This is a genomic window from Bathymodiolus japonicus methanotrophic gill symbiont (assembly GCF_019721995.1).
In the GTDB taxonomy this organism is placed as follows: domain Bacteria; phylum Pseudomonadota; class Gammaproteobacteria; order Methylococcales; family Methylomonadaceae; genus Methyloprofundus.
The window spans coordinates 250,057-276,191 of sequence record NZ_BLYC01000004.1; the positions used below are offsets into that span (position 1 = coordinate 250,057).

The 26,135-nt window shown below is 43.2% G+C and carries 35 protein-coding genes and 8 pseudogenes; 21 read left to right on the top strand and 22 right to left on the bottom strand.

Annotated elements, in window-relative coordinates; all coding sequences use genetic code 11:
• Nucleotides 1-596 precede the first annotated feature (596 nt).
• Nucleotides 597-740 (top strand): hypothetical protein, encoded by a 144-nt coding sequence (locus K6984_RS08360; protein ID WP_221895105.1) that lies wholly within the window; start codon nt 597-599, stop codon nt 738-740.
• On the opposite strand, the gene K6984_RS08365 is transcribed toward K6984_RS08360, so the two are convergent.
• Entirely contained in the window at nt 724-945 is a 222-nt protein-coding gene (locus K6984_RS08365; RefSeq protein ID WP_221895106.1) for a hypothetical protein, read from the bottom strand. The genes K6984_RS08360 and K6984_RS08365 overlap by 17 nt on opposite strands.
• On the opposite strand from K6984_RS08365, the gene K6984_RS32900 reads away from it, so the two are divergent.
• Nucleotides 902-1,024 carry a hypothetical protein gene (locus K6984_RS32900; protein ID WP_263458680.1) on the top strand — a complete coding sequence of 41 codons (123 nt, stop codon included), beginning with the start codon at nt 902-904 and terminating at the stop codon, nt 1,022-1,024. The genes K6984_RS08365 and K6984_RS32900 overlap by 44 nt on opposite strands.
• Nucleotides 1,017-1,659 (top strand): annotated as a pseudogene (locus K6984_RS08370) (HD-GYP domain-containing protein); the annotation flags it as partial. The gene K6984_RS32900 and the pseudogene K6984_RS08370, both read left to right, overlap by 8 nt.
• Before the next feature lie 177 nt (nt 1,660-1,836).
• Here the strand turns inward: K6984_RS08370 and K6984_RS08375 are convergent.
• From K6984_RS08375 to gap, 3 genes are all read right to left on the bottom strand, one after another.
• Nucleotides 1,837-2,301 (bottom strand): hypothetical protein, encoded by a 465-nt coding sequence (locus K6984_RS08375; protein ID WP_221895107.1) that lies wholly within the window; start codon nt 2,299-2,301, stop codon nt 1,837-1,839.
• Between the two features lie 161 nt (nt 2,302-2,462).
• Complete coding sequence (pyk, locus tag K6984_RS08380; RefSeq protein ID WP_221895152.1) at nt 2,463-3,908, bottom strand: pyruvate kinase; 1,446 nt, start codon at nt 3,906-3,908, stop codon at nt 2,463-2,465.
• Nucleotides 3,909-4,078: 170 nt separating this feature from the next.
• Complete coding sequence (gene gap, locus K6984_RS08385) at nt 4,079-5,092, bottom strand: type I glyceraldehyde-3-phosphate dehydrogenase (RefSeq protein ID WP_221895108.1); 1,014 nt, start codon at nt 5,090-5,092, stop codon at nt 4,079-4,081.
• 334 nt (nt 5,093-5,426) lie between these two features.
• Here gap and K6984_RS08390 point away from each other — a divergent pair, with 334 nt between their 5' ends.
• Nucleotides 5,427-6,191: an inositol monophosphatase family protein gene (locus K6984_RS08390; RefSeq protein WP_221895109.1), complete on the top strand. Its 765-nt coding sequence runs from the start codon at nt 5,427-5,429 to the stop codon at nt 6,189-6,191.
• A gap of 182 nt (nt 6,192-6,373) precedes the next feature.
• Here the strand turns inward: K6984_RS08390 and K6984_RS08395 are convergent, their stop codons facing one another.
• The 3 genes from K6984_RS08395 to K6984_RS08405 form a co-directional block, all read right to left on the bottom strand.
• Entirely contained in the window at nt 6,374-6,634 is a 261-nt protein-coding gene (locus tag K6984_RS08395) for an RNA recognition motif domain-containing protein (RefSeq protein ID WP_221895110.1), read from the bottom strand.
• 100 nt (nt 6,635-6,734) lie between these two features.
• Complete coding sequence (locus K6984_RS08400) at nt 6,735-6,938, bottom strand: cold-shock protein (protein ID WP_221895111.1); 204 nt, start codon at nt 6,936-6,938, stop codon at nt 6,735-6,737.
• A gap of 670 nt (nt 6,939-7,608) precedes the next feature.
• Nucleotides 7,609-7,899 (bottom strand): hypothetical protein, encoded by a 291-nt coding sequence (locus K6984_RS08405; RefSeq protein ID WP_221895112.1) that lies wholly within the window; start codon nt 7,897-7,899, stop codon nt 7,609-7,611.
• Nucleotides 7,900-7,911: 12 nt separating this feature from the next.
• On the opposite strand from K6984_RS08405, the gene K6984_RS08410 reads away from it, so the two are divergent.
• On the top strand, nt 7,912-8,088 hold the full coding sequence (locus tag K6984_RS08410) for a hypothetical protein (RefSeq protein ID WP_221895113.1): 177 nt from the start codon (nt 7,912-7,914) through the stop codon (nt 8,086-8,088).
• On the opposite strand, the pseudogene K6984_RS08415 reads toward K6984_RS08410, so the two are convergent.
• Both K6984_RS08415 and K6984_RS08420 read right to left on the bottom strand, forming a co-directional pair.
• Nucleotides 8,027-8,299: pseudogene (locus K6984_RS08415) on the bottom strand (transposase); the annotation flags it as partial. The gene K6984_RS08410 and the pseudogene K6984_RS08415 overlap by 62 nt on opposite strands.
• On the bottom strand, nt 8,268-8,522 hold the full coding sequence (locus K6984_RS08420) for a hypothetical protein (RefSeq protein WP_221895114.1): 255 nt from the start codon (nt 8,520-8,522) through the stop codon (nt 8,268-8,270). The gene K6984_RS08420 and the pseudogene K6984_RS08415, both read right to left, overlap by 32 nt.
• Nucleotides 8,523-8,619: 97 nt before the next feature.
• Between K6984_RS08420 and K6984_RS08425 the strand changes: the two genes are divergently transcribed.
• Both K6984_RS08425 and K6984_RS08430 read left to right on the top strand, forming a co-directional pair.
• Nucleotides 8,620-9,156, top strand: coding sequence for a transposase (locus tag K6984_RS08425; protein ID WP_221895115.1), 537 nt, complete (start codon nt 8,620-8,622; stop codon nt 9,154-9,156).
• Nucleotides 9,137-9,511: a hypothetical protein gene (locus tag K6984_RS08430; protein ID WP_221895116.1), complete on the top strand. Its 375-nt coding sequence runs from the start codon at nt 9,137-9,139 to the stop codon at nt 9,509-9,511. The genes K6984_RS08425 and K6984_RS08430 overlap by 20 nt, the downstream gene beginning before the upstream one ends.
• 171 nt (nt 9,512-9,682) lie before the next feature.
• Here K6984_RS08430 and K6984_RS08435 read toward each other — a convergent pair whose 3' ends face one another.
• Nucleotides 9,683-9,973: a hypothetical protein gene (locus K6984_RS08435; RefSeq protein ID WP_221895117.1), complete on the bottom strand. Its 291-nt coding sequence runs from the start codon at nt 9,971-9,973 to the stop codon at nt 9,683-9,685.
• A 65-nt stretch (nt 9,974-10,038) separates the two neighbouring features.
• On the opposite strand from K6984_RS08435, the pseudogene K6984_RS08440 reads away from it, so the two are divergent.
• From K6984_RS08440 to K6984_RS08450, 4 genes and pseudogenes are all read left to right on the top strand, one after another.
• A pseudogene (locus tag K6984_RS08440) lies at nt 10,039-11,163 on the top strand (alkaline phosphatase family protein); the annotation flags it as partial.
• A 148-nt stretch (nt 11,164-11,311) separates the two neighbouring features.
• Nucleotides 11,312-11,515, top strand: a complete 204-nt coding sequence (locus K6984_RS32905) for a DUF2165 family protein (protein ID WP_263458681.1) — start codon at nt 11,312-11,314, stop codon at nt 11,513-11,515.
• An 11-nt stretch (nt 11,516-11,526) separates the two neighbouring features.
• Nucleotides 11,527-11,685, top strand: a complete 159-nt coding sequence (locus tag K6984_RS32910; RefSeq protein WP_263458682.1) for a DUF2165 domain-containing protein — start codon at nt 11,527-11,529, stop codon at nt 11,683-11,685.
• A gap of 47 nt (nt 11,686-11,732) precedes the next feature.
• Nucleotides 11,733-12,060 (top strand): annotated as a pseudogene (locus tag K6984_RS08450) (NGG1p interacting factor NIF3).
• A gap of 124 nt (nt 12,061-12,184) precedes the next feature.
• Here K6984_RS08450 and K6984_RS08455 read toward each other — a convergent pair.
• The 3 genes from K6984_RS08455 to K6984_RS08465 all read right to left on the bottom strand — a co-directional run bounded on the left by K6984_RS08455 (nt 12,185) and on the right by K6984_RS08465 (nt 15,618).
• Nucleotides 12,185-13,477 carry an alginate export family protein gene (locus K6984_RS08455; protein WP_221895119.1) on the bottom strand — a complete coding sequence of 431 codons (1,293 nt, stop codon included), beginning with the start codon at nt 13,475-13,477 and terminating at the stop codon, nt 12,185-12,187.
• 640 nt (nt 13,478-14,117) lie between these two features.
• On the bottom strand, nt 14,118-14,927 hold the full coding sequence (locus K6984_RS08460) for a hypothetical protein (RefSeq protein ID WP_221895120.1): 810 nt from the start codon (nt 14,925-14,927) through the stop codon (nt 14,118-14,120).
• A gap of 25 nt (nt 14,928-14,952) precedes the next feature.
• Nucleotides 14,953-15,618: a transposase gene (locus K6984_RS08465; protein ID WP_221895121.1), complete on the bottom strand. Its 666-nt coding sequence runs from the start codon at nt 15,616-15,618 to the stop codon at nt 14,953-14,955.
• 76 nt (nt 15,619-15,694) lie between these two features.
• Between K6984_RS08465 and K6984_RS08470 the strand changes: the two are divergent.
• Nucleotides 15,695-16,125: pseudogene (locus K6984_RS08470) on the top strand (type I restriction endonuclease); the annotation flags it as partial.
• On the opposite strand, the gene K6984_RS08475 reads toward K6984_RS08470, so the two are convergent.
• Nucleotides 16,065-16,238, bottom strand: coding sequence for a hypothetical protein (locus K6984_RS08475; RefSeq protein WP_221895122.1), 174 nt, complete (start codon nt 16,236-16,238; stop codon nt 16,065-16,067). The pseudogene K6984_RS08470 and the gene K6984_RS08475 sit on opposite strands and share 61 nt — an antisense overlap.
• Here K6984_RS08475 and K6984_RS08480 point away from each other — a divergent pair.
• Nucleotides 16,195-16,431: a hypothetical protein gene (locus K6984_RS08480; RefSeq protein WP_221895123.1), complete on the top strand. Its 237-nt coding sequence runs from the start codon at nt 16,195-16,197 to the stop codon at nt 16,429-16,431. The two genes, K6984_RS08475 and K6984_RS08480, sit on opposite strands and share 44 nt — an antisense overlap.
• Nucleotides 16,406-18,633, top strand: a pseudogene (locus tag K6984_RS30785) (type I restriction endonuclease subunit R, EcoR124 family); the annotation flags it as partial. The gene K6984_RS08480 and the pseudogene K6984_RS30785, both read left to right, overlap by 26 nt.
• Here the strand turns inward: K6984_RS30785 and K6984_RS08495 are convergent.
• On the bottom strand, nt 18,545-18,766 hold the full coding sequence (locus K6984_RS08495) for a hypothetical protein (protein WP_221895124.1): 222 nt from the start codon (nt 18,764-18,766) through the stop codon (nt 18,545-18,547). The pseudogene K6984_RS30785 and the gene K6984_RS08495 sit on opposite strands and share 89 nt — an antisense overlap.
• Nucleotides 18,767-18,778: 12 nt before the next feature.
• Between K6984_RS08495 and K6984_RS08500 the strand changes: the two genes are divergently transcribed.
• Together K6984_RS08500 and K6984_RS08505 are read left to right on the top strand one after the other, a co-directional pair.
• On the top strand, nt 18,779-18,931 hold the full coding sequence (locus K6984_RS08500) for a hypothetical protein (protein WP_221895125.1): 153 nt from the start codon (nt 18,779-18,781) through the stop codon (nt 18,929-18,931).
• Nucleotides 18,912-19,277 (top strand): annotated as a pseudogene (locus K6984_RS08505) (type I restriction endonuclease subunit R, EcoR124 family); the annotation flags it as partial. The gene K6984_RS08500 and the pseudogene K6984_RS08505, both read left to right, overlap by 20 nt.
• A gap of 292 nt (nt 19,278-19,569) precedes the next feature.
• Here the strand turns inward: K6984_RS08505 and K6984_RS08510 are convergent.
• A complete protein-coding gene (locus tag K6984_RS08510; RefSeq protein ID WP_230987982.1) occupies nt 19,570-19,908 on the bottom strand; it encodes a type II toxin-antitoxin system VapC family toxin in 339 nt (112 codons plus the stop codon).
• A gap of 22 nt (nt 19,909-19,930) precedes the next feature.
• Nucleotides 19,931-20,149, bottom strand: a pseudogene (locus tag K6984_RS08515) (type II toxin-antitoxin system Phd/YefM family antitoxin); the annotation flags it as partial.
• Nucleotides 20,150-20,298: 149 nt separating this feature from the next.
• Here K6984_RS08515 and K6984_RS08520 point away from each other — a divergent pair.
• Nucleotides 20,299-21,384 (top strand): TRAP transporter substrate-binding protein, encoded by a 1,086-nt coding sequence (locus tag K6984_RS08520; protein ID WP_221895127.1) that lies wholly within the window; start codon nt 20,299-20,301, stop codon nt 21,382-21,384.
• Between the two features lie 281 nt (nt 21,385-21,665).
• On the opposite strand, the gene K6984_RS08525 is transcribed toward K6984_RS08520, so the two are convergent.
• A complete protein-coding gene (locus K6984_RS08525; RefSeq protein WP_221895128.1) occupies nt 21,666-21,872 on the bottom strand; it encodes a hypothetical protein in 207 nt (68 codons plus the stop codon).
• A gap of 27 nt (nt 21,873-21,899) precedes the next feature.
• Entirely contained in the window at nt 21,900-22,028 is a 129-nt protein-coding gene (locus K6984_RS32915; RefSeq protein ID WP_263458596.1) for a hypothetical protein, read from the bottom strand.
• Here K6984_RS32915 and K6984_RS08530 point away from each other — a divergent pair.
• The 3 genes from K6984_RS08530 to K6984_RS32920 all read left to right on the top strand — a co-directional run bounded on the left by K6984_RS08530 (nt 21,992) and on the right by K6984_RS32920 (nt 23,024).
• Complete coding sequence (locus tag K6984_RS08530) at nt 21,992-22,558, top strand: hypothetical protein (RefSeq protein ID WP_221895129.1); 567 nt, start codon at nt 21,992-21,994, stop codon at nt 22,556-22,558. The genes K6984_RS32915 and K6984_RS08530 overlap by 37 nt on opposite strands.
• Before the next feature lie 83 nt (nt 22,559-22,641).
• Entirely contained in the window at nt 22,642-22,947 is a 306-nt protein-coding gene (locus tag K6984_RS08535) for a hypothetical protein (RefSeq protein ID WP_221895130.1), read from the top strand.
• Nucleotides 22,896-23,024, top strand: a complete 129-nt coding sequence (locus K6984_RS32920; protein WP_263458596.1) for a hypothetical protein — start codon at nt 22,896-22,898, stop codon at nt 23,022-23,024. The genes K6984_RS08535 and K6984_RS32920 overlap by 52 nt, the downstream gene beginning before the upstream one ends.
• A gap of 444 nt (nt 23,025-23,468) precedes the next feature.
• On the opposite strand, the gene K6984_RS08540 is transcribed toward K6984_RS32920, so the two are convergent.
• Nucleotides 23,469-24,191: a hypothetical protein gene (locus tag K6984_RS08540; RefSeq protein ID WP_221895131.1), complete on the bottom strand. Its 723-nt coding sequence runs from the start codon at nt 24,189-24,191 to the stop codon at nt 23,469-23,471.
• A 134-nt stretch (nt 24,192-24,325) separates the two neighbouring features.
• Nucleotides 24,326-24,493: a hypothetical protein gene (locus K6984_RS08545; protein WP_221895132.1), complete on the bottom strand. Its 168-nt coding sequence runs from the start codon at nt 24,491-24,493 to the stop codon at nt 24,326-24,328.
• A gap of 12 nt (nt 24,494-24,505) precedes the next feature.
• Between K6984_RS08545 and K6984_RS08550 the strand changes: the two genes are divergently transcribed.
• Nucleotides 24,506-24,649 (top strand): hypothetical protein, encoded by a 144-nt coding sequence (locus K6984_RS08550; protein ID WP_221895133.1) that lies wholly within the window; start codon nt 24,506-24,508, stop codon nt 24,647-24,649.
• Between the two features lie 84 nt (nt 24,650-24,733).
• Here the strand turns inward: K6984_RS08550 and K6984_RS08555 are convergent, their stop codons facing one another.
• The gene (locus tag K6984_RS08555; RefSeq protein WP_420831625.1) at nt 24,734-26,077 is read right to left on the bottom strand and encodes an IS4 family transposase; all 1,344 of its coding nucleotides are present in this window, start codon (nt 26,075-26,077) and stop codon (nt 24,734-24,736) included.
• Nucleotides 26,078-26,135: the final 58 nt, after the last annotated feature.

Here is a 26,135-nt window from a genome sequence, read left to right on the forward strand (position 1 = left end):
TTCAGCGATCGAGGTTTATTTTAGGTGGTTTTGCCATGTTTATAGCAAACCCCTACTTAATTCCCCTTAGGCAATAGCATTTGAAACGAATGAAAAGACTATTTTTTCATATAGTTGTAGCATAGTTTCAATTTTACCATAAATAATTATTGGGAAACTTCAGTATATGAATCCTTTTAGTCCATTATTAATTGCCACCCAAAATTTGCTGTAGGGACAAGAACTAATGCAACCGCAAATATTAGGGATAATGCTTGGTTTAAGTCTCTTCATTTTCCTTTTCGGTTGGCGAATGTTTCATATCACCATGCCTGGAATTGCAGAGAGAGCTTAAGCGATGAGTGATGATGTTCTTATTAAGGTCATCAGTGTTCCCATTGAAAGAAGAGGTGCCTAAACAAAGCAGCCTATAACCTACCTGAATGTAGCACCACTCGAATATTTCCATCTTTTTGATTTTAATCACTTATAACAGCAAATAGACACTCTGTAGGCACCGTAAAAAAACAACAAATAATTTCAAATAAAGCTTGCAATTGCCGAAAAAGGTTTTCTAAAAATTTTCGTTTTAATCACCTCATAAACGGATATCACCCATGCTTAAAGACCTACCACTCTCTGAGCATATTCACCAACACTGCAATGAAAGTATGGAACCTGCCCTGTTAGCAGAGCGTCATCCTTTGTGGGCTCGTTCATGCCCAGAGTTGAAGGATATCGACTTTATTCGCCTTCGCTGAAAATCATGGAAACGTAGCTTAGCGAAGTGGTGATTTTTAGTCCCTGATAGGCGACAGGGCAATTCGCTGATTCGACGTGTGCTAGCAGCACGCGAGAGGAGCAAGAATTGCATTCCGAATAGCCGTCCAGCCAGTGAGGTAGTAATGACGAAGCGGCTTTTGTGCGTAGTCGTTGCGGACGCAGGGCGTTCAGGGCATCTCCCATCCGCTGCGTAGGTGAACGAATTATGGCGACAGGAGTCCCGGAATTTCGTGAGGTAGCATGGCGCGCCTGTTTTAGATGAAATGGTCAAGGAACGAACCAGGGAACTAGACCAGACTCGCCTGGAAATTATTCAACGCTTAGGGCGTGCTGCCGAGTATAAAGATAACGAAACGGGTATGCATGTTATTCGCATGAGTCATTACTCAAAACTGCTGAGGCTTGCCAATGGCATGTCTGACGAAGAAGCGGGCCTGTTGCTTAATGCGGCGCCTATGCATGATATAGGCAAGATTGGAATTCCGGATAGAATTCTTCTGAAACCTGGATGCCGGTGAATGGGAAATCATGAAAACCCACCCGCAGATGGGCGCTGAAATTTTAGGTAGCCATAATTCAGTATTACTTAATTTAGCACGGGATATTGCTCTGACCCATCATGAAAAATGGGATGGATCTGGATACCCCCGCAGGGTCTAAAAGGGGAAGAAATTCCATTGCACGCACGTATCGTTGCAATTGCAGATACGTTTGATGCGCTCACGACAGTGCGCCCCTATAAGCATCTGGCTGGTAGCAGATGCTATCGATCTATTAAAGAAGGAGAAGGGAGCTCATTTCGATGCTGATCTGGTGGATAAGTTTCTAGGCATTATACCGCAAATCATCGAAATAAAAGATAAGTATGCCGAGATTACAGTTGAGAATTTAGGTTAAAATTGCGGTCTTAAAACTTGTGCACTGACATTTAAGTGCTTTGGCGACCGTGCTGTATAACCGTATGCTACTCGATAACTATTAGCTCACAGACATAAAAAATGCTCATCGCTTTGCATGCAATGAGCCTTTTATTAATTTGGTGCCTTAGGTCAGCACCATTAACAATAAATGTTTTTAGAAGTTGTGATATTGGTCTCTTACTTTCTTGAATTTATCAACTGCTTGACCCATTAACTCTTCAGCTTTTTCATGTTGATCTTTTTTATACGCAGAACGAGCTTTTTTAAGCTTTCCAAGTGCCCTGTCACGATTAGCTAATACAACAGAACTTTCAATTGTTTTACCAGTCTGTTTAGTCTTCTTTAGTAAAGCCATAACTGTCTCTTTATCGGCCCCACTTTTCATTGCCGCTAAAGTTTCTTCTGCGATCGCAACCGTGTCATCTAGCGATTGTACTACGCCCTCTTGAGTCTGGTTTGCCACTTTACCTGCAGGCTTTGCCATTGCAGAAGGAGCCACAGCAAGCATTGCGAAGCTAACTAAAAAAGCCACTACTAATTTTTTCAATAAACCCATCTTAGATTTCACCTTATGTAAATGATTATTATAGAGTTGATGCATAATACAAAGCTTACGCATGTAGAGTATAATAACATAAAGTAGCAAAAATATTTTTTTAAAATTAATAACTTATATTAAGCATGGTTATTAATCACTCATATTAATGCCGCTAATTATGTCGTGTATACGATTTAGAAGCTGTAAAGGCACTGCCACGATGTAACAATGCCTGGTTATCTTTATTCAGGAATTAAGCCTGCTCCAACGGTTACTACTTTAAGTGCGTTTGTTCCGCCTTCCTGCCCAGTTAGATCACCTTTAGTAATAATAAAGGTGTCGCCTTTTTCGGCATAATGGAATTGTTTTAGTAATTCAATTACGTCTCTGTTTATTTGCACATGATCTTGAGTTTTTAGCTCATAGTAAATCGGTATAACACCGCGATACAGAGTAACTCTTCCCAGGGTCGCTTCAGAGCCACTAAATGCAAAGATAGGTAATCCGGATCTGATTCGCGACATCCATAAAGGCGTTGCACCTGATTCTGTTAGCGAAACCAGGCCTTGTATATCTGAATGATTAGCCAAATACATCGCTGCCATAGCAATTGCCTCATCTGTACGTTCAAAGCGCGTATCAACTCGATGCTTGGACGTTCTAGCCGCTCGCTGCTTATCTGTTTCCAGACAGACGCGCACCATTGCTTGAACGGTCTGTACTGGATACTTACCCGCTGCTGTTTCTGCTGAAAGCATAATGGCATCAGTTCCATCAAGTACAGCATTGGCGACATCAAAGACCTCAGCGCGCGTTGGAATTGGATTTTCAATCATCGATTCCATCATTTGCGTTGCGGTAATAACGGCTCGATCTAGTTCTCGTGAACGGCTGATAAGTATTTTTTGTGCAGCTGGTAAATTTGCATCACCAATTTCCACGCCTAAATCACCTCGCGCCACCATAATTACATCAGAAGCAAGAATGATTTCATCCATCACTTCTTTCTGCATGGCTTCTGCGCGTTCTATTTTGGCAACGATTCCAGCGTGACAGTCTACATCAGCTAATAGCTTGCGAGCTAGATGCAGGTCATCCGCACAGCGCGGAAAAGATACAGCAACAAAATCTGCCTGAATCTTGCCAATAGTAATAATATCTTCTTTATCTTTTTCTGTCAGAGCAGCAGCAGATAAGCCTCCACCTAATAGATTAATACCTTTGTTATTGGATAAATATCCGCCGACAACTACGGTGCAATTAATACGCCCATTAACGACATTGACAACATCTAAAACCACGCGGCCATCATCAAGCAACAATCGGCTGCCTTCTTTTACCTCATTAGCTAATGCTTCGTAGGTAATGCCCACATGGGTATTATCACCATCGTTTTCATTAAGATTAATATCTAAAGCAAAATCTTGTCCCTCATCCAGCCAGACCTTATCTTCAGCAAAACGGGCGATACGAATTTTGGGTCCTTGCAAATCTGCCAGAATACCGACACGTCGTCCGGTTTTTTTAGAGACTGCGCGTACATTATTGGCGCGATCAATATGATCTTGTGCGCTACCATGAGAAAAGTTTAGTCGTACAGCGTCAACCCCTGCTCTAAAGAGTTCTTCTAATACTCCAGGTTTATCTGTTGCAGGTCCAAGGGTTGCTAATATTTTCGTTCTTCTGATTTCAGGCATATAAAGGGGGAGTAGCTATTAAGGTAATCTAAATAAGACAAAGAGTTCAACCATAGATATGGTTGAATGATCTATCAGCTAATGCTGGGGCGTGTTCGTCTGATTATGTGGGCGAAAGCAGGTGGACTAAAGTCCGCCTTACATCGTGATCAATTGGGTGCTTATTTTGCGTTCATTAGGGCAACCGTAGTATCAACCATACGATTTGAAAAGCCCCATTCGTTGTCGTACCACGCGAGTACTTTAACTAATGTTCCGCCGGTTACTTTAGTTAGGCTTGCTTCATACGTTGAAGAAGCAGGGTCATGATTAAAGTCCATAGAGACTAAAGACTTGTTATTGATATTTAATACGCCTTTTAATGAGCTTTCAGATGCCGCTACTAATAACTGGTCAATTTCTTCTTTCGTTGTGGCTCTGGATGCGACAAAGGTTAAATCTACTACAGATACATTAATTGTCGGCACACGCATCGCGAAACCATCCAGTTTACCGGCCATTTCAGGTAATACTAAACCCACTGCTGCCGCTGCACCTGTTTTAGTGGGAATCATAGATTGCGTCGCTGAACGCGCACGACGTAAATCAGGATGATAAACATCAGTTAAAACTTGATCATTTGTGTAAGAATGGATTGTCGTCATCAAGCCGCTTTCAATTCCGATACCGTCAATCAACGGCTTAACTAGAGGTGCAAGGCAGTTTGTTGTGCAAGATGCATTAGAAATAACAGTGTCGGATGCTTTTAAAACATCATGATTTACGCCATATACAATCGTAGCATCAACATCTTTTCCTCCAGGCGCAGAAATGATGACTTTTTTTGCACCTGCGGCTAAATGTGCAGAGGCTTTTTCTTTAGTAGCAAAAAAACCAGTACACTCATGTACAACATCAACGCCTAATTCTGTCCATGGAAGTTTTGCAGGGTCTCTTTCTGCCAAAACTCTGATTTTATCGCCATTAATAACAATATAATCACCTTCTACAGTCACTTCAAAAGGGAACTTTCCATGTACAGTGTCATATTGCGTTAAGTGCGCATTCGTTTCTGCATCACCTAAATCATTGATTGCAACAATTTCAACTTCATCTGTACGGTTCGCTTCATATATAGCACGTACAACATTACGCCCAATACGGCCATAACCATTAATTGCAACTTTAATCGCCATCCAGTTTTCTCCTAGAGATAAATGTAAAAGTCTGTCCGCAACTTAAAATTAGGTGCGGAAAATATTCTAATTATAACAAAACCCAGTAGGGCTAGTCTATCGAATTCAGATTAAACCACACAAATTTAAGGCGATACCTGAATTACCTGTGCTTATCTGCAGCCAAGAGCTAACGAATATAGCCATACTGCCTCGCGCGATAGCAAAAATCCTCGGCTTATTGATATGCTATAATAATCTGATGTTCAATCACGCACTATTCTTTATGCCTGGTTTTAGCCTGCCGTTAACTTACCAGGACATACAAAAGCAATCTCAAACAAGCATCAATATAATGCCAGTATCACTAGACACACTTGAAACTATTATCCGCGAAGCCGGAGATATTGCTCTAAGTCAGTTCAATGACCTGCAAAACCTGGAAATTTCCCAAAAAAGCCCGCGCGACTTTGTTACCGTAGCCGATGTCGCCGTAGAAAAATTTCTTAAATCTGCGCTCGCCAAACATTATCCAGAATATGGTTTTTGGGGCGAGGAGAGCGGAAAAAGTGAGAACCAGAGTCAGCGCTGGATTGTTGACCCGATTGATGGCACTCACTCATTTGCCAAGGGGCAATACTTCTGGTCTATCAGTGTTGCTTTGGAAATTGATGACGAGCTGATTTTCGGTGCCGTTTATGCACCAGCACTGAGCGATTATTACTGTGCAAAAAGGGGGCAAGGCGCGTTTAAAAACGCCCAGAAAATCAGTGTTTCTAATGAAACTGACCTGGGCAATTCCATGATTGCAACCGGGTTCGCCTGTTTACGCTCGTACCTGGAAGAAAATAACCTTGAGCGCTTTTGCAGAATCGCACAAAAAACCACGGGACAGCGCCGCTTTGGTTCAGCCGCAATGGACTTATGCCTAGTTGCTGACGGTCAGGTCGATGCTTTCTGGGAGCAGGAATTAAATTTATATGATGTTGCAGCGGGTGCGCTAATCGTATTGGAGGCAGGGGGAACGGTAACAGATTTCAAAGGAAATAACGGCGTATTCCCCAAGCAAATCCTGGCCAGTAATGGCACAATTTTAGATGAGCTTTTGGTGTTGATGTAATGAACGAAACTAATGCAGCGCTCTTTCTCTATGAACCTAGAAGCGGCGTTTGCGCCCCATACAAGCCCTGGTAGCTGATGATATTAGATAAATAGCATCGTCAGGGGCTGTTGATCTAGCCCGAATTTATATAATTAAGTGCGTGGATTTCTAGAATGTCTGGGGCTGTTGCAGCGTGTTAATTAGCGTGAGCGACGTCCTGCTTTCGGAGTTTCAAAGCCAACTCTTAGTGGCTTGCCGTTGAAATCTTTGCCGTCCAGGCCTGATATTGCTGCACGCGCTTCATGACCTTCCATTTCAATAAAGCCAAAACCTTTGCATTGTCCAGAAAAAACATCCGTGATAAGCTTTAGTGAGCGCACCTTTCCAAATTCAGAAAACAAAGCCTCAAGCTCTGGTTCACTTGTGTTGGCAGATAAATTTCCAATAAATAGTTTTTTCAATTCTGTTTCCCTTTGGGGTATTGAGGGGTTAATGATTAAATTAAGCCACAAAAAAAGAACCCCGCTGGAGCGGGGTTCTGCGTATTTAAGGCGTTATGCCTTAAGCAGCTGTAACGCTCGTAGCTTGAGGACCTTTTGGGCCATCTTCTACTTCGTAAGCAACAGCTTGACCTTCATTTAATGTTTTAAATCCAGAACCCTGGATTGCACTGAAATGTACGAATACATCTGCGCCGCCATCATCCTGAGAAATAAAACCAAAACCTTTAGCCTCGTTGAACCATTTTACTGTACCTGTAGCCATGTATCTTTACACCTGAAATAAATTAAACAAATAGGGAATCGCATACAGCTAGTGAAACGGGGTATTCAGAAGAGGGGGTAACACGGTGGGAACAACCATAACTGCCAATAACAAAACCTGTAGCTGTGATTACTATAAGATAATTCCGCGTAATTTACCAGAAATAAATTATAATTTATTAAGATATCTGGCTGTTCCGAGCACGCTCAAATGGTAGTAGTCCGCCAATAAGTCCTGTAAATGATGCCTGAATCCTAGTGTTAGCAGGTTATGCAGAGGAATTTCCGCATAGCATGAAAGAGAGCTATGCGCGTAGAAAAATGTGCAATGTACAGAAAAATATAAGTACAATGAGTGCTGAGGTTCTCGTAGGCAGTTAAAATAATTTAAATCGGATCTCCCTCACTTCACCGGACCCAAATATGAGCAAGAGTTCAACTGTAGGTATCATGCGCGAACAGATACGTCAGCAATTGTTGCATATTCTCCCTGCTGATTGTATTTTATACTAGGAAGAAGATCTAAGACCGTATGAATGCGATGAGCTATCCGCTTATCGGAAGATACCTTTAATTGCTGAAGTTTCTTAGAAATTCATCAAGCAACCATTCGCAATAAAACGGCTACCACCGAATTTACAGGGGAGCTGCTGTATTTGGGGCAAACCCTTTCAAAATCCGGATCCAAAGCCGCTTCGGCAATGATGCGGCGGATATCTGAAAATGCGAAACTGGCTCGCCCCTTCACTTTGTGCCGACGTTCCGGATCGGTTTTTAAACGATCCGCGTAAATCCACGTCAGCGTTGTTACCATCATACAGAAGTTCAAACGCTGTCAGCCCCGGACGGGCTGATAGTCTCCAGAAGGCGCAGGGAAATTTGCCAATCCGAAGTGCGCGATAGCGCGCGAGGGAGGCTAAAATTTTATCCCGAATAGCCGTAGAGCCATTTGTGGTAGCCATGACTGAGCTTCTTTGTGCTCAGTCTGTGGCGGACGCAGGGCGGCTGGAGCATCTCCTATTCGCTGCGTAGGTGAACGAATTACGGCGACAGGAGTCCCGGAATTTCGTGAGGTAGCATGGCGCGCCTGTGGTTGGTCACTGCCTGCGCATTTCGACACTGACTTTTCTGACTCCCTATGTCTTGCTTGAGCTCTTTGAACCCGGATTCTATTTTCCATCGCGCACCATAATACTCAATAATCTGTGTGACGGATAAACTTAGATCGGTCGTAAACAAAGCAATCCACTGTGTGCGACGAAACACCCAGACAACCTGAACGGGTCGTTTCAATGTTTTCAGCATGACAACGCGACTATAAGCCCTGACTTCACGCTGTTTTCCATAGAGATTCACGGTATACGATCGGGTCTTCGCTGAAAATCATGGAAACGGAGCTTAGCGAAGTGGTGATTTTTAGTCCCTGATAGGCGACAGGGCAATTCGCTGATTCGACGTGTGCTAGCAGCACGCGAGAGGAGCAAGAATTGCATTCCGAATAGCCGTCCAGCCAGTGAGGTAGTAATGACGAAGCGGCTTTTGTGCGTAGTCGTTGCGGACGCAGGGCGTTCAGGGCATCTCCCATCCGCTGCGTAGGTGAACGAATTATGGCGACAGGAGTCCCGGAATTTCGTGAGGTAGCATGGCGCGCCTGAAAGCAGTGGGATAAAGAAGATAAACGGTTGAAAAAGAGCGGTATAGCAAAAAAAGATCGGCCTATTAAGCCTGAACGTGACAGTGCCTACCCGACCAAAACAGAGATTGCATTAGGCTTATTAAAAGAGTTTAAAGTTGCGCATAGCCTTATTAAAATTAAAGGCGTACTGTCTGATGCGCTGTATGGTGAAAAAGCCTTTATGGACGAAGCTGCTAAAGAATCTGGAGGCTCGCAGGTGATTAGCCAATTACGTAAAAACCAAAATATTGAATATAGAGGTAGAATAAGGTCAGTCGAGAGCTACTTTAATTCGATTAACAAAGGCATTGATCAGATAATACGTGTACGTGGCGGCAAAGAGATTAAAGTGACTGTCAGCAGTGCAGGATTAAAGGTGAGTTCTCACAGTAAAAAACGCTTTGTCATTGCCTTAAAATATGACGGTGAAAACGACTATCGCTATTTAGTGGCGACAGACCTGACTTGGCGCACACAAGATATTATTCAAGCCTATGCGTTGAGATGGCTGATTGAGGTTTTCTTTGAGGACTGGAAGCTTTAATGAAGGATGGGGGCGTGAGGCCAAACAATTAGATGAAGAGGGATCAAGCCGTGGCCTGATTCTGAGTCTTTTGTTTGACCATTGCCTTCTCCTTCACCCAGAGCAAATAGCCCGCATTGAAAGCAAACTACCTGCGTATACCGTAGGAAGCTTACAGCGCAAGTCTCAAATGGATGTACTGCTTGAGTTCATCACGTCATTGCTAGAGTTTCCAGATCCTGGTGATAAGCTGAAAGAGTTAGGTGAATTAATAAAGGATGTGTTTCAACTGATGCCATCAGGAAAACATATGATTGGCAGAGATTTAGGGCGCTTAGGGCCAACAGCATCATTAAAGTATTGTTCTGCTGGGTGAAGGTAAGAGTTTGATGGCAATGGGATGGAAAAACTTGAACATCGAGTTATAGCAAACCCCTACTTAATTCCCCTTAGGCAATAGCATTTGAAACGAATGAAAAGACTATTTTTTTCATATAGTTGTAGCATATTTTCAATTTTACCATGAATAATTATTGGGAAACTTCAGTTACTTCAACAATGTCACCGAGAAGGTGGAAGACCTGGTTCCGTTGATTGATAAGTGGGGTGGCCCGGAGACCTTTCCTCCGCTGAAAATCATGGAAACGTAGCTTAGCGAAGTGGTGATTTTTAGTCCCTGATAGGCGACAGGGCAATTCGCTGATTCGACGTGTGCTAGCAGCACGCGAGAGGAGCAAGAATTGCATTCCGAATAGCCGTCCAGCCAGTGAGGTAGTAATGACGAAGCGGCTTTTGTGCGTAGTCGTTGCGGACGCAGGGCGTTCAGGGCATCTCCCATCCGCTGCGTAGGTGAACGAATTATGGCGACAGGAGTCCCAGAATTTCGTGAGGTAGCATGGCGCGCCTGACATGGCGGCTGGTTGGGCAGTAGCCTTTGATGCGCCTTTTACGTGGACCAAGCAGGTAGCCTCAGACTTCGGCGGTACCCGCAATGGAATGATCGTTCATTGGCTGAATGACATCAAGGAGAAGGGCGGAATGCGCAGCCAATTTGGTCACGTCATCGATATCGCGCCGACCATTCTCGAAGCAGCCGTGTTACCTGAGCCGAAGAGCGTTAATGGTACACCTCAGACGCCTATCGAAGGTACCAGCCTACTATATTCGTTCAATGACGCAGATGCCCCAGAGCGGCACACAATCCAGTACTTTGAGATGTTTGGCAACCGGGCGGTCTATCACGATGGCTGGTTTGCACGGACAATTCATCGGGCACCCTGGCAAGCGGTTAATATGCCTCCATTAGAGACAGACACATGGGATTTGTACAATGTAAATGAAGACTTCAGCCTTGCCAATAACCTGGCTGACAAATATCCGCAGAAAGTTGTCGAGATGGAGGCGCTGTTTATGAGCGAAGCTGAGAAATACCATGCTTTGCCGATTGATGATCGGGTCATAGCGCGGATGAATCCTGCCATTGCGGGTCGTCCTGATCTCCTGGGTGACAGAACAACACTGACGCTCTACTCTGGGATGGACGGTATGTTGGAGAATACCTTCATGAATGTGAAGAACCGCTCGAAGACGATCACGGCTGAGGTTGTGATTCCCAAGGGTGGCGCGAATGGTGTGATTCTTTCTCAGGGTGGGCGGTTCGGAGGCTGGTCGCTCTATATGAAAGACGGAAAACCAATCTACACCTACAACTATCTTGGCTTGGAACGTTTTACCGTAGCATCGACTAGCAGGATTCCTGCGGGTGATGCGACTATTTTACTGGACTTTGTCTACGATGGTGGTGGACTCGGCAAAGGCGGTAAGGCGACTCTTTCCGTCAACGGAAATACAGTCGCCAAGGGACGTATCGAGAAGACCCAGCCACTGATATTCTCCGCCGATGAAACGGCTGACGTTGGTCTCGACAATCAGACGCCAGTCGCTGAAGGCATCGGCATCGGGCGTGATGAGACCCGTTTTACTGGCAAAATTCACAAAATTACGCTTGCGGTGAAAGATGTGAAGTAGGCGTTAGAAATTATCCTTGGAGGTGCTATGTACACAAGGTACTCTAAGGTTGCTCTTGTCTGGGCAGTCGCGTTTTATGTTTCATTAGTGGTGTTTAATAATCTTACGGATTGGCGCGAACTATGAGTTCGTTGTGCACCTGCTTAAAATGGATGCCGTATTTCAGCATAATAGAGATTCATGGTGGGCAATTGATACGCCTTTTGTTTATCATGCAGCTTATTTTTTTATCATCATTGTTGATGTTGTAATTGCAGTTTTGTGCTGGTTGGGAGGATGTAATCTATTCAGTTCAGAAAACGATTTAGCCCGATTTAATATAAAGCTAAAGGGTTTGCAATTCTTGGGCTAACATTAGGTATATTGCTCTGGTTTACAGGGTTTATTGCGCTAGGTGGGAAATTGTTTTTAATGTGGCAATCGAAGACCTGGAACGGCCAACAGGCAGATTTCCATTTGCTTGTAATTCTTGGTTTCACGCTTTTGTATCTTATCCAGCCGGATAGGGAGGATCAAGCCTAGACAGTATTAAATTTATCAGATCAAATCTGCATAACTACATATAAGCTATGTATAAACTGTGTTTTTTCGTACCAGAAAGTCATGTTGAACAAGTAAAAACAGCCTTGTTCGCGCAAGGGGCTGGAAAGATAGGCGAGTATGATTGCTGTGCCTGGCAAGTTAAAGGCACAGGACAATTTAAGCCACTGCAAGGCAGTCAGCCGTTTATTGGTGAAACCGAAAAAAATCACCAGGCTATCTGAATATAAGGTAAAAATGGTGTGTGCTGATCGGCTGATTAAACAAGTGGTAGTAGCTCTGTTGCAGGCATACCCTTATCAACAGCCCGCTTATGAAGTCACAAAAATATTATCGCTTAATGAGTTGCCACAATAAAATGAATCGCGAAATATCTGAAAGTTCGTTCCTCGGCTTAGTCTCACTGCCATGAAGAGAAAATCAATAATTATCATGACCCACAGAGACAAGACATAGCTTATCTCTATGGGGTTTAGAGAAGTTAGAAACTAACACCAGCCTGTAGCCAGAATTTGTGGGTGTTTTTATTAAATGCAGCCAGACCGTTTGCTTCATTCGCATCATAATACGCGTATTTGGCCAGGATACGATAATGGCGGGCAAATTTTTTGGTGATTAAGAAATCAAATTCATTGCCGTAATCGATGCTGTTAGTAACACTTTGAAAATTATGGTATACAAACATTAATTTAGTGCCTAAGATCTTGCCTGCTAGTGTTGCATTAATATCGCGTACACCATCTTTTGGCGTGACCAGAAATTTATCAGCCCAGCCTTGGAATTTATGGTTGGTTCCAAAGGGTGTCTGAAATGCCTGAGAGACATTTGCGCCTAATTCTTCTACAGCACCTTTGGCAGTAACGCCCATAAAGCTGAATCCCCCCATCAGGCTGTAACGGCTTAATTTAACACTATTAGGATTATTAGCGTAATTAGACTGATAACTGTATTCTGCACGATAATGCAGTTTTATTTCATCATTGAGTATAGGTGAGCCATGTACACTTAAGCCGTATGTCTGAGCAGATAGACCGGCTTTATGTTTATCGTAACTTGCTAGCCAAAAACCATAAGCTGTTACAGTGGCGAGCTCCTGATATTTATATTTCACGTTAGCAAAAGGGAAGTTAACATCTCTGCTCTGAGACCAGATATCCTGGATCTGACCGATATAACCCGCTTTTAAAGTTAAATTTTCAATTGATGTGTTGGTGATGACACCTGAGTCGAATGTTTGCTCCATCTGTCTCCAGGCTACTGTACCGATAAAACGCTGATCATCAATGTTGATTTCTTGGCGACCGGCTTTTATTTCAGTATCTGGTATACCTTTATAACTTATCCATAACTGATTTAATTCACTTGTCTGTGGGTCTGCGACTACTTCACGAGTAGGATCGCCTTTCCAGTTGGATAGTGGTGAGAAATAATCTTTTTGCATGGCAAGATTACCTTCATATTCAGCATACCCCTGAAAACTATAAAATTCAGGTGTTAAATAACCCAGGCGTAGACGCAGGGTATTAGCATAGGCTGTTTCTCTACCATTGTTGGCGACATCGACCATTTCAAAGCGGTAGCGCAAGTCAACTTTAAATTGACCATACTTTGCATCTTCCTGACCTAGCTTTAAGCCGCTTTCGACAGGTTTGTCAAAATCAGCTATATCATAAGCGGTTGCAGGCTGCATAACAAAAGCTGCGATGATAACTGAGGGCAGGGCGATTTTATTAAAATGCTTAGACTTAATGGGGTTGATTGCTTCTGACAGCATAGCTGATGTGGCTCCTAAGTTATTTATTGTAATTTAACCAGGGTGGGTAACAGGCTTGACTAGTACAGTATCCCTTAAATAAGTAAAACAAAAAACAGCATAAGCAATTGATTTATTGCTAACTTCGGGGGTGCTGAACAAGTATTAAAATAATGAGGGTGCTTGCTATAAGATAGAGCACGTAGCAGCTTTAATGGCTAATAGCCTAATTCCATACTGGTATTATTGTATTATACGCTATCTTTATTTCTGATTGGGCAGAATGTGGAAAAGTTTGCAGCTAAATAGCTTTATATGCGGTAGTGGCGTCATCAAATAATGATTATTTAATACCAACCCAGACATTATTATCCTAAAAACACCAGTTGAGTACTTTGTTGTGGAAAATCTAGGCGTGAAAGACAAAAAATAGCTCGAAGAGAATGGCCTTAGTCCTTGTCGAGAGCTATTCTGCAGGATAATGAATATCCATCAATTCCGGATGCAGAAATTTATAGTTTAAAACCTGCTTCACTTTTGCATTACTGACAATTTTAAAAGCTGAAGTTTCCCCGCTTAAAATCAGGGAAACGGAGCCTAAGCGGAGTGATGATTTTTAGTCCTTGGTAGGCGACAGGGCAATTCGCTGATCCGAAGTGCGCTAGTAGCGCGCGAGGGAGGCAAGAATTGCATTCCGAATAGCCGTCCAGCCATTTGAGGTAGTCTTAACGGAGCAGGGTTTTGTGCGTAGTTGAGACGGACGCAGGGCGACCAGGGCATCTCCCATTCGCTGCGTAGGCGAATGAATGTTGGTGACAGGAGTCCCAGAATGTTGTGAGGTAGCATGGCGCGCCTGTATTAATTCACCTAACTCTTTCAGCTTATCACCAGGATCTGGAAACTCTAGCAATGACGTGATGAACTCAAGCAGTACATCCATTTGAGACTTGCGCTGTAAGCTTCCTACGGTATACGCAGGTAGTTTGCTTTCAATGCGGGCTATTTGCTCTGGGTGAAGGAGAAGGCAATGGTCAAACAAAAGACTCAGAATCAGGCCACGGCTTGATCCCTCTTCATCTAATTGTTTGGCCTCACGCCCCCATCCTTCATAAAGCTTCCAGTCCTCAAAGAAAACATCAATCAGCCATCTCAACGTATAGGCTTGAATAATATCTTGTGTGCGCCAAGTCAGGTCTGTCGCCACTAAATAGCGATAGTCGTTTTCACCGTCATATTTTAAGGCAATGACAAAGCGTTTTTTACTGTGAGAACTCACCTTTAATCGTGCACTGCTGACAGTCACTTTAATCTCTTTGCCGCCACGTACGCGTATTATCTGATCAATGCCTTTGTTAATCGAATTAAAGTAGCTCTCGACTGACCTTATTCTACCTCTATATTCAATATTTTGGTTTTTACGTAATTGGCTAATCACCTGCGAGCCTCCAGATTCTTTAGCGGCTTCGTCCATAAAGGCTTTTTCACCATACAGCGCATCAAGCCAGTACGCCTTTAATTTTAATCAGGCTATGCGCAACTTTAAACTCTTTTAATAAGCCTAATGCAATCTCTGTTTTGGTCGGGTAGGCACTGTCACGTTCAGGCTTAATAGGCCGATCTTTTTTTGCTATACCGCTCTTTTTCAACCGTTTATCTTCTTTATCCCACTGCTTTAAGGCTGGATCCGGCATATAAAAGAAAAAACCGACAGGCACTGTAATGGATGAGGTAACTAGCAGCAATAATACTATCGTTTGTCCATTAACATACCCGCCGGAGCCTTTGTGTTTCTGCTTGTAAACCTTATAAATACGTTTTGTAGACTTAGATCGTGCTCGGTCTGATTCATCAAAGGCCAACACACCTTCAGTAATGCCATAACGTTTTAAAATTAAGACCACACTCACCCGTAGCAACCAGTCCCAGGGTATACTTGCTTTACGAAACACCCAGGATAATGCGGCTACTTTGCAATCTCCAAGGCTTGCTCGCTCAAACTTAGCCCAGCAAACAGAGTTCATTAGCAGTATGCCCGTTAAACAAGTGCCCAACCAAGCGGCTTGAATCCGTGTCAAAGCGGCTCCGGGTTTTAGCTGATTGAGCGCATCATTTAAATCGTCAATATAGCTTTGGATAAAGGTGGCTGGGGCATTCATTAACATGGGCTTACACCGATAAAATTACAACAACCTCAGAATACCTGATTTTACCTTCTCAATATCAAAAACTTGAACATCGAGTGAAAGCTACCAAAGTGAGGATGATTTAGAACGTGAGCTGATTCGTGACCTGGAAAACCAAGGCTATGAATATATAAGCGGTTTAAATACACCGGATAAAATGCTGGCTAATGTGCGAGTAGCTTTGCAAGCATTGAATGGTTTACAGTTTTTGGAGGGGGAATGGCGACGCTTTGTTGAACAATATTTAGATAAACCTAGCGATAACAGCCTCGCCAAAACTCGTAAGATTCATGATGACTATATCTTTGATTTTGTGTTTGATGATGGGCATATCGAAAACATTTATTTGCTGGATAAAAAACCATTGCACGCAATAAAGTACAGGTGATTAAACAGTTTGCGCAAACAGGAACACTGGCAAACCGTTACGATGTTACGATTTTGGTGAATGGTTTGCCCTTGGTGCAAATAGAGCTTAAAAAGCGCCAGGCGCGCCATGCTACCTCACGAAATTCCGGGACTCCTGTCGCCATAATTCGTTCACCTACGCAGCGGATGGGAGATGCCCTGAACGCCCTGCGTCCGCAACGACTACGCACAAAAGACGCTTCGTCATTACTACCTCACTGGCTGGACGGCTATTCGGAATGCAATTCTTGCTCCTCTCGCGTGCTGCTAGCACACGTCGAATCAGCGAATTGCCCTGTCGCCTATCAGGGACTAAAAATCACCACTTCGCTAAGCTACGTTTCCATGATTTTCAGCGGGTGTGGCGATACGCGAAGCCTTTAATCAAATGCACAGTTACAGCAAAGAAAGCTTTAATGCCGATAACTCTCTGTATAAGTATTTACAGCTATTCGTGATTTCTAACGGTACAGATAGCCGCTATTTCGCCAATACCATCCAGCGCGATAAAAATAGCTTTGATTTCACCATGAATTGGGCGAAGTCGGATAATACATTAATTAAAGATTTAAAAGATTTTACCGCGACATTTTTCCAGAAAAATACCTTGTTAAATGTGCTGTTGCACTATTCGGTCTTTGATGTGAGCGGTACTTTGTTGGTGATGCGCCCCTATCAAATTGTCGCGACTCAGCGGATTTTGTGGAAAATTAACAGTGCCTATCAAGGCAAAAACTGGAGTAAGACCGAGAGCGGTGGCTATATCTGGCATACCACCGGCTCAGGTAAAACCTTAACCAGCTTTAAAGCCGCCCGTTTGGCGACTGAACTGGATTTTATTGATAAAGTATTTTTTGTGGTTGATCGTAAAGATCTCGATTATCAGACCATGAAAGAATACCAACGCTTTTCACCCGATAGCGTGAATGGCTCTGACAGTACCGCAGGCTTAAAGCGTAATCTTGATAAGCAAGACAATAAAATTATTGTTACCACCATTCAAAAGCTCAATAACTTAATAAAGGGTGACGATGACTTGCCTATTTATAATAAACAAGTGGTGTTTGTTTTTGATGAGGCACACCGTAGCCAGTTTGGTGAGGCGCAAAAGAACCTTAAAAAGAAATTCAAAAAATATTATCAGCTTGGTTTTACGGGTACGCCGATCTTCCCAGAAAACGCTTTGGGTGCTGAAACCACGGGCAGCGTGTTTGGCAGTGAGTTGCATTCCTATGTGATTACCGATGCGATTCGTGATGAAAAAGTGCTCAAGTTTAAAGTAGATTATAACGATGTACGCCCACAGTTTAAGGCTATTGAGACTGAGCAGGATGAGCTTAAGCTCAGTGCCGCAGAAAACAAGCAGGAGTTATTACACCCCGACCGTATTGGTGAAATAACTCAATATATCTTAAATAATTTCAGACAAAAGACGCGTCGTCAGCAAGCGAGTGGCAAAGGCTTTAATGCACTGTTTGCCGTGAGCAGTGTGGCTGCTGCCAAGGCGTACTATGAATCGTTTAAGCGCTTACAAAAGGGGGCTGATAATAAGCGGCTCAATGTAGCGACCATATTTTCATTTGCAGCCAATGAAGCGCAAGATGCAATAGGCGCAATTCCTGATGAAACCTTTGAAGTCAGCGCGATGGATAGCAGTGCTAAAGAGTTTTTAAGTGTCGCTATAGACGACTATAACGCCCGTTTTAATCCAATTTTGGGGTCGATAGCAAGGGCTTTCAAAACTACTACCGCGACCTTGCGCTGCGGGTTAAAAAACAAGAAGTGGATTTGCTGATTGTTGTGGGGATGTTTTTAACGGGCTTTGATGCACCCACGCTGAATACGTTGTTTGTTGATAAAAACCTGCGTTACCACGGCTTAATGCAAGCCTTTTCACGCACCAACCGCATTTATGATGCCACCAAAACCTTTGGCAATATTGTCACCTTCCGCGATTTAGAGCAAGCTACGGTGGATGCGATTACTTTATTTGGCGATAAGAACACTAAAAATGTAGTGCTGGAAAAAAGCTACCAAGAATATATGGAAGGCTTTACCGATATAACCACAGGCGAAGCCAGACGCGGTTATCTGGATGTAGTAAAGGAATTACAACAACGTTTCCCCAAGCCTGATGAGATTGTGTTAGAAAAAGACAAGAAAGACTTTGCTAAACTATTTGGCGAATATTTGCGGGTAGAAAATATACTGCAAAACTATGATGAATTTGCAGGCCTAAAAGCCTTACAGAATATTGACATGGATGACCTGCAAGCAGTTGAAGGATTTAAAGAAAAACACTATTTGAACGATGATGACTTAGCCGCAATGCAAAGCATCGAAGTACCGTCAGAACGAACTATTCAGGATTATCGTTCAACGTATAACGATACGCGCGATTGGCTACGCCGTGAAAAAGCGGACAATGATAAAGCAAGCTCCCATATCGATTGGGATGATGTGGTATTTGAGGTGGTTCTGCTTAAATCACAAGAGATTAATCTAGACTATATTCTTGAGTTGATTTTTGAACACAATAAAAAGAACAAGAGCAAAGCCACGTTGATTGAGGAAGTGCGCCGACTTCCGCTGTCAGCCCCGGACGGGCTGATAGTCTCCAGAAGGCGCAGGGAAATTTGCCAATCCGAAGTGCGCGATAGCGCGCGAGGGAGGCTAAAATTTTATCCCGAATAGCCGTAGAGCCATTTGTGGTAGCCATGACTGAGCTGCTTTGTGCTCAGTCTGTGGCGGACGCAGGGCGGCTGGAGCATCTCCTATTCGCTGCGTAGGTGAACGAATTACGGCGACAGGAGTCCCGGAATTTCGTGAGGTAGCATGGCGCGCCTGTTCTTTCAATGGGAACACTGATGGCCAGCTTAGGTAATCGCGCTAAAGAAAGCCTAATTGTCGATTTCATTAATCAAACCAATCTGGACGATATTAACGATAAGGCCAGTATTATTGATGCTTTTTTCTCATTTGCACAAGCTGAACAAAAGCGTGAAGCTGAACAATTGATTCGTTCGGAAAGTTTAAATGAGGATGCTGCCAAGCGTTATATCACGGCATCATTAAAACGGGAATATGCAAGTGAAAATGGTACTGAGCTAAATTCAACTCTGCCAAAAATGAGTCCGCTTAATCTAGAATATAAAACAAAAAAGCTGACTGTTTTTGCAAAGATAGCCGCCTTTGTTGAAAAGTTTAAGGGCGTAGGCGGTCAAATTTAACCCTGGCATTATCCATACACTTGAAGAGACCTAATACAATTTATGTGAGCTTTGAGGGGAATTTAAAACATCCCTTCCAAGACACCAGGAGTTGAAATACTTCCACCTCCTGAAAAACTAAACTCCACCACCTCATCCCCAGGCCGCAACGAAAACTGCACCAAATAACTAGGCTCAGGTACACATTAAATCATGAGGTAAAAAAGGCCGCTTTCTGCAGCCTTTTTTATGCCCAGAGAAAAGGCAATACTTGTGTATGCCTATGCACAGGCGAAGCCGACACCTGTAAATTTTATTTTTTTATAATCAAGGCATCATTAAGATAGTTTTTAAAGATTGAATCGTAAGTTATTACGCGTAAAGATTCGTATTTTTCCTGAGCAATAAGTAAACGATCAAAGGGAACTTTGTGGTGTGTAGGTAATTCCATGATGGCTTGAGTATGACGGGGCGTAATATTTAACCATTGAAAACCTTGTGATTCGATCTGCTCGGCAATTTGAGAGGTGGGAAGAGGCATCCTCCCTAAGCCATTTTTGATTGCCATCTCCCATACTGCAATCGAGCTGACCAGGGCTCCTTCATTTAAAATTAGCTCAATGATGGAATAATCCTTAATTCTGTCCATCATCCAGGCATAAATGATGCAGGTATCAAGTAGCAGAGGCATTATCGTTTGCTGTAAGAAGTAGCTCTATCTCTGCATTGGTTTCCGGTGAGTCCCAATCATCGCTGTATGCTATTTGATTTTTCGAGATGCCAGGAGGCTGTACTTTTGGCGGGGTGTATTTGATTAGTTTAGCGACTGGCTGGCCATTGCGTGCAATAACGACTTCCTCGCCTTGTTCTGCTGCAACAATCAAACTTGATAAATTATTTTTAGCCTAGAATATATTAATTTGCATAATAAATGACCTTTACAAGTAGATTATAGCTAACCATAGCTAATCTTGAATTTTTTGTCAATAATGCAAGTATAATTCGGGTAAAATACGCCAACTCAAGTATAAGGCTAAAGAATATGAACAGACGTGATTTTATTAATAAGGCAGGTGTCGGTGCAATTGCTGCTGGCGGGGCATTGCTCGCGCCCGGTGTTGTGCATGCCAAGGCGCAATTTAAATGGAAAATGGTCACTGCCTGGCCGAAGAATTTCCCTGGCCTGGGTGTAGGGGCAAATTTGCTGGCCAAAATGATTAATGAAATGAGCGGCGGGCGCATTAAAGTCAAGGTCTATGGTGCCAATGAATTAGTGCCCGCCTTCGAGGTCTTTGATGCAGTCTCTAAAGGAACGGCGCAAATGGGGCATTCGGGTGCTTATTACTGGAAAGGTAAGAATGCAGCAACGCAGTTTTTCTCTGCGGTACCGTTTGGCTTAACCGCTCAGGAAATGAATGCCTGGCTATATTATGGTGGTGGCATGGAGTTATGGCGCGAGTTATATGCGCCGTTTAATTTAATTCCAGTCGCTGCGGGTAATTCTGGCGTGCAAATGGCGGGCTGGTTTAATCGTGAAATCAAGACGGTCGATGATTTAAAAGGTCTGAAGATGCGGATTCCGGGCTTAGGCGGAGAAGTATTGCGCAGAGCCGGAGGCACAACGGTTAATATTCCGGGCGGTGAGTTATTTACGTCTCTGCAGTCTGGTACTCTGGATGCGACCGAATGGGTGGGGCCTTATAATGATCTGGCGTTTGGTTTTTATAAAGTAGCGAAATATTATTACTACCCAGGCTGGCATGAGCCAGGCTCGACCATGGAGGCGATGATCAATAAAGATGCGTTTAATAAATTACCCGCTGATTTGCAGAGTATTGTTATGGCTGCCTGTAAAGCAGTCAATATAGATATGCTATCTGATTATATGGCGAAAAATAATCAGGCATTGGATACTCTGGTTAATAAACACGGTGTCAAGCTAATGCCATTGCCTGATGATGTATTGCGCAAATTAAAGCAGCTGTCTGAGGAGGTGGTGCTTGAGCTAGCTAATAAAGATCCGATGGCGAAGAAGATATATGCTTCATTTAGCCAGTTTAGAACCCAGGTCTCACAGTGGAGTACTTTGTCTGAACAGGCGTTTTTAAAAGCTAGGGCTTTGGTATGATTTATAAAACAATGTAGGCTGGATTAGCGATAGCGTAATCCGGCAAAGTATTTACTAGCTGAAGTTTCCCAATAATTATTTATGGTAAAATTGAAACTATGCTACAACTATATGAAAAAAACAGTCTTTTCATTAGTTTCAAATGCTATTGCCTAAGGGGAATTAAGTAGGGGTTTGCTATAAACATCATCAGTGTTCCCATTGAAAGAAGAAGTACCTAAACAAAGCAGCCTATAACCTACCTGAAGGTAGCACCACTCGAATATTTCCATTTTTTGATTTTAATCACTTATAACAGCAAATAGACACTCTGTAGGCACCGTAAAAAAACAACAAATAATTTCAAATAAAGCTTGCAATTGCCGACGCTGAAAATCAGGGAAACGTAGCCTAAGCGAAGTGATGATTTTTAGTCCGCGATAGCCGTAGGGCCGTTGTTTTGTCGGAGTCTGAGCGTTAGCGAAGGTGGAGACAAAATAAAAGGCCATCCGACACGGCGTCAAGTCATTTGGAGTCTATGTTCCGACCCCTTGTTGGGTCGGGACGAGGTGACGAGGACGAATCGGGGCCGCCGGAGGCATAAGTGGTCGCGTTAAGTTTTTGCTGCTTGCTTGGGCTGGGATGCCCAAAACAAGCTTTCGCAAAAATAGCGACTCCCCGCAGTGGTCGCCATTTCCTCCAAACCAATGAACAGATGTATGGCCAGCTGCTTCCCCACTCAACGTATTTTAAATCACTGAAGTCGCATAGACGAACAAGTATGCTTGAGGCATTTGAACAGCAGAGCTATCATCTTCACGTTGAAACACTGCTATCGCAAGGCATTGATTATCTTAAAGCATTCCCAGAACTTGACGAATACACCATAGAAGCAGTGGATGGACATTTTATTGATCATGCCTGCCATACTGAAAAAAACAGCAAGGGGAAAGTTTATGCGGCCGGGGGGATTTACGCGTTGAATCTCAGAAGTGGGTTGCTCAGATTTCTTTGTCTGGTGACAAACGGAACTCAGAGGCATCAAGAAATACCTGTGTTACGAGATCATATTGAAAAGCAAAACAAGGGAAATAACAGCTCTCAGAAACATCTCTATGTCTACGATAAAGCCGTCACCGACTTTGTCTGGTGGGATCGGCAGAAACGACATGCTAATTACATATTTCAATGCTAAAAGAAAATTCAATTGCGACTCTGGTTGAGTCTATCCCTTTTGACTCCCGCCATGAGATCAATACAGGGGTTGAAGCATAAAGTGTGTACGAAAACAAGGGCATCAAATTTAACGTGGTGGATTACCGTGATCCAGAAACCGGAAAACTTCACCGGTTTGTGACAACCTTGCCAATGACTATTAACCCTGGAACCATTGCCATGCTGTATTTCAAGCGATGGACGATTGAAAAGACATTCAATAACACTAAAACTCGATGTTCAAGTTTTTCCATCCCATTGCCATCAAACTCTTACCTTCACCCAGCAGAACAATACTTTTCGGGGAGTCGCTATTTTTGCGAAAGCTTGTTTTGGGCATCCCAGCCCAAGCAAGCAGCAAAAACTTAACGCGACCACTTATGCCTCCGGCGGCCCCGATTCGTCCTCGTCACCTCGTCCCGACCCAACAAGGGGTCGGAACATAGGCTCCAAATGACTTGACGCCGTGTCGGATGGCCTTTTATTTTGTCTCCACCTTCGCTAACGCTCAGACTCCGACAAAATAACGGCCCTACGGCTATCGCGGACTAAAAATCATCACTTCGCTTAGCCCATCTTCGTCACTTTCATCTTCCTAAGCCATTGATTCATCGGTTTAAGCGATTTTTTGTCGAAAAATTCTCTTTAAAATCAATGGTGTTTTTTTTGAAAGTTTTGTAGTGCCATTTATATTATTTTTGTCGATAAATTCATTGACTTTTGTCAAAAAAATCATCATTATTTGAGTGTAATTTACATGCGACAAAAATACTCTAAAAAATCCAACGTTTTATACAAAAACACAAAATCTGTAGTGCCAACTGGCTACTTTTTAAAATTTCAACCAATTGATTTATAACAACTACATCATCAATAGTGACGAAGATGGGTTAGGCTCCGTTTCCCTGATTTTCAGCGAATGATGGTGTTGGCTCTAAGCGCCCTAAATCTCTGCCAATCATATGTTTTCCTGATGGCATCAGTTGAAACGCATCCTTTATTAATTCACCTAACTCTTTCAGCTTATCACCAGGATCTGGAAACTCTAGCAATGACGTGATGAACTCAAGCAGTACATCCATTTGAGACTTGCGCTGTAAGCTTCCTACGGTATACGCAGGTAGTTTGCTTTCAATGCGGGCTATTTGCTCTGGGTGAAGGAGAAGGCAATGGTCAAACAAAGGACTCAGAATCAGGCCACGGCTTGATCCCTCTTCATCTAATTGTTTGGCCTCACGCCCCCATCCTTCATAAAGCTTCCAGTCCTCAAAGAAAACCTCAATCAGCCATCTCAACGTATAGGCTTGAATAATATCTTGTGTGCGCCAAGTCAGGTCTGTCGCCACTAAATAGCGATAGTCGTTTTCACCGTCATATTTTAAGGCAATGACAAAGCGTTTTTTACTGTGAGAACTCACCTTTAATCGTGCACTGCTGACAGTCACTTTAAACTCTTTGCCGCCACGTACACGTATTATCTGATCAATGCCTTTGTTAATCGAATTAAAGTAGCTCTCGACTGACCTTATTCTACCTCTATATTCAATATTTTGGTTTTTACGTAATTGGCTAATCACCTGCGAGCCTCCAGATTCTTTAGCGGCTTCGTCCATAAAGGCTTTTTCACCATACAGCGCATCAAGCCAGTACGCCTTTAATTTTAATCAGGCTATGCGCAACTTTAAACTCTTTTAATAAGCCTAATGCAATCTCTGTTTTGGTCGGGTAGGCACTGTCACGTTCAGGCTTAATAGGCCGATCTTTTTTTGCTATACCGCTCTTTCGCTGTCAGCCCCGGACGGGCTGATAGTCTCCAGAAGGCGCAGGGAAATTTGCCAATCCGAAGTGCGCGATAGCGCGCGAGGGAGGCTAAAATTTTATCCCGAATAGCCGTAGAGCCATTTGTGGTAGCCATGACTGAGCTGCTTTGTGCTCAGTCTGTGGCGGACGCAGGGCGGCTGGAGCATCTCCTATTCGCTGCGTAGGTGAACGAATTACGGCGACAGGAGTCCCGGAATTTCGTGAGGTAGCATGGCGCGCCTGCAACCACCAGCATTATCATACTCAATAATATTAATGTCCACTGACTCATTTGTTAATTGGAAAATACTTAAAAAACGTAACCCGGCTAAGCCCACCTCCTTACACACAAGTCCTAAAATACGCCTTTTAGCTTTCTGGCCATTTGAATACCATATACGCAGTCCTGAATCCTCTGAAAACCGATCCAAATACTTTTCGCACCAGGGTCACCATCTGATTTACGCCCTAAAAAACCACCCAATGTCGCTAAATTTCTTAACACGGCATTCAGTGTAGGCACTTTTTTGGGTATCTTTTTGTCCAATAAACCATAAGATGATTTCCATTCTAAAGGATCAAAGATTAATTCAGCAGGCAAGTCAGGACAGATGCGACCTAAGCGCATAAGATACATCACCCGCCAAGCAATAACCATGGCCATGACTAAGGCTTTTTCAATGCGCTCTTTACTGGATAATTGAAGCTTTTCAACCTTGCAGCCCACTTTCAAAATATCAAAAAACATTTCTATTTCCCAGCGACAGCGATACCAGTCAATCAACTCACAGGCTTGATCTTCACTTTCTACCCTTCGATTGCTTAATAAGCGCCATATGAGCGGTGACTTCCCTTTAGGCGGGTTGATTTCTTTTGCCTGAACCAAAGTTACTTCAATACCTTCTTTCCCTTTTACGGGGAAAGTGCAGCGTAACACTTTAATTTCTTGCTGAACTTGTCGCGATTTTTCGCCTTTTTTTCGTGGCTTAATAAAACTAACGCGACTCATAACCTCTTGCTTATCGACGCTATCCCACAGTGTTTCATCCGCTGATAATTTACGGTTATGCCTGGCTCTTACTAGCCAGTCAGCAGGCGTATTTAACGCCTTACTTCTCTGCATAAGACTTAAAATATCACCTTCTCTATCGGCCACATAAACGAGCCGACTTTTAGGGCAACGTTCGGCCATTTCAGCGACACGTTCATAACCTTCTATCCAGCGATCACTTTCTTTTATCGTGGGATTATTTTGATCTTCTGCTTTGCTTTTTCCTCTTGCCCACATCCACGCATCACTAACCCCTAAAGGGAGCCGGTCTGGTGTAATGCAGAGTGTCGGATGCAAGTACATGCCTCTTTGGGCATCGTAAGATAAGCGACCTAAATCCTCAGTTTCTTGTCCATTAAAATCTAATTCTGTCGTATCTTGTAAGCATAAAATAACGGGCTCTTCACTGACTATAATGCGCTGTTCAACTTGATCTGTATGGGCGACTAACAACTTTTCCCATGTCACATTTTCATTTGCATAAAATCGATAAGTCGCTTGTGTTTCAGCCCAGCCTTGGCAAGCCTGAGGAATGCTTAGTTTAGGCGCTTTTACAAAAGTTTCTATCAATTTAACTGCTCTTTTATTAAGCCGTGAATCACCTAAATCTAAATTACAAAATTCCATTTCTGCCCAAGTCTCAGTCATCGTTACTAAAATAATGAGATTTTACACTCTTATATCAGACTTGTGTGTAAGGAGATGG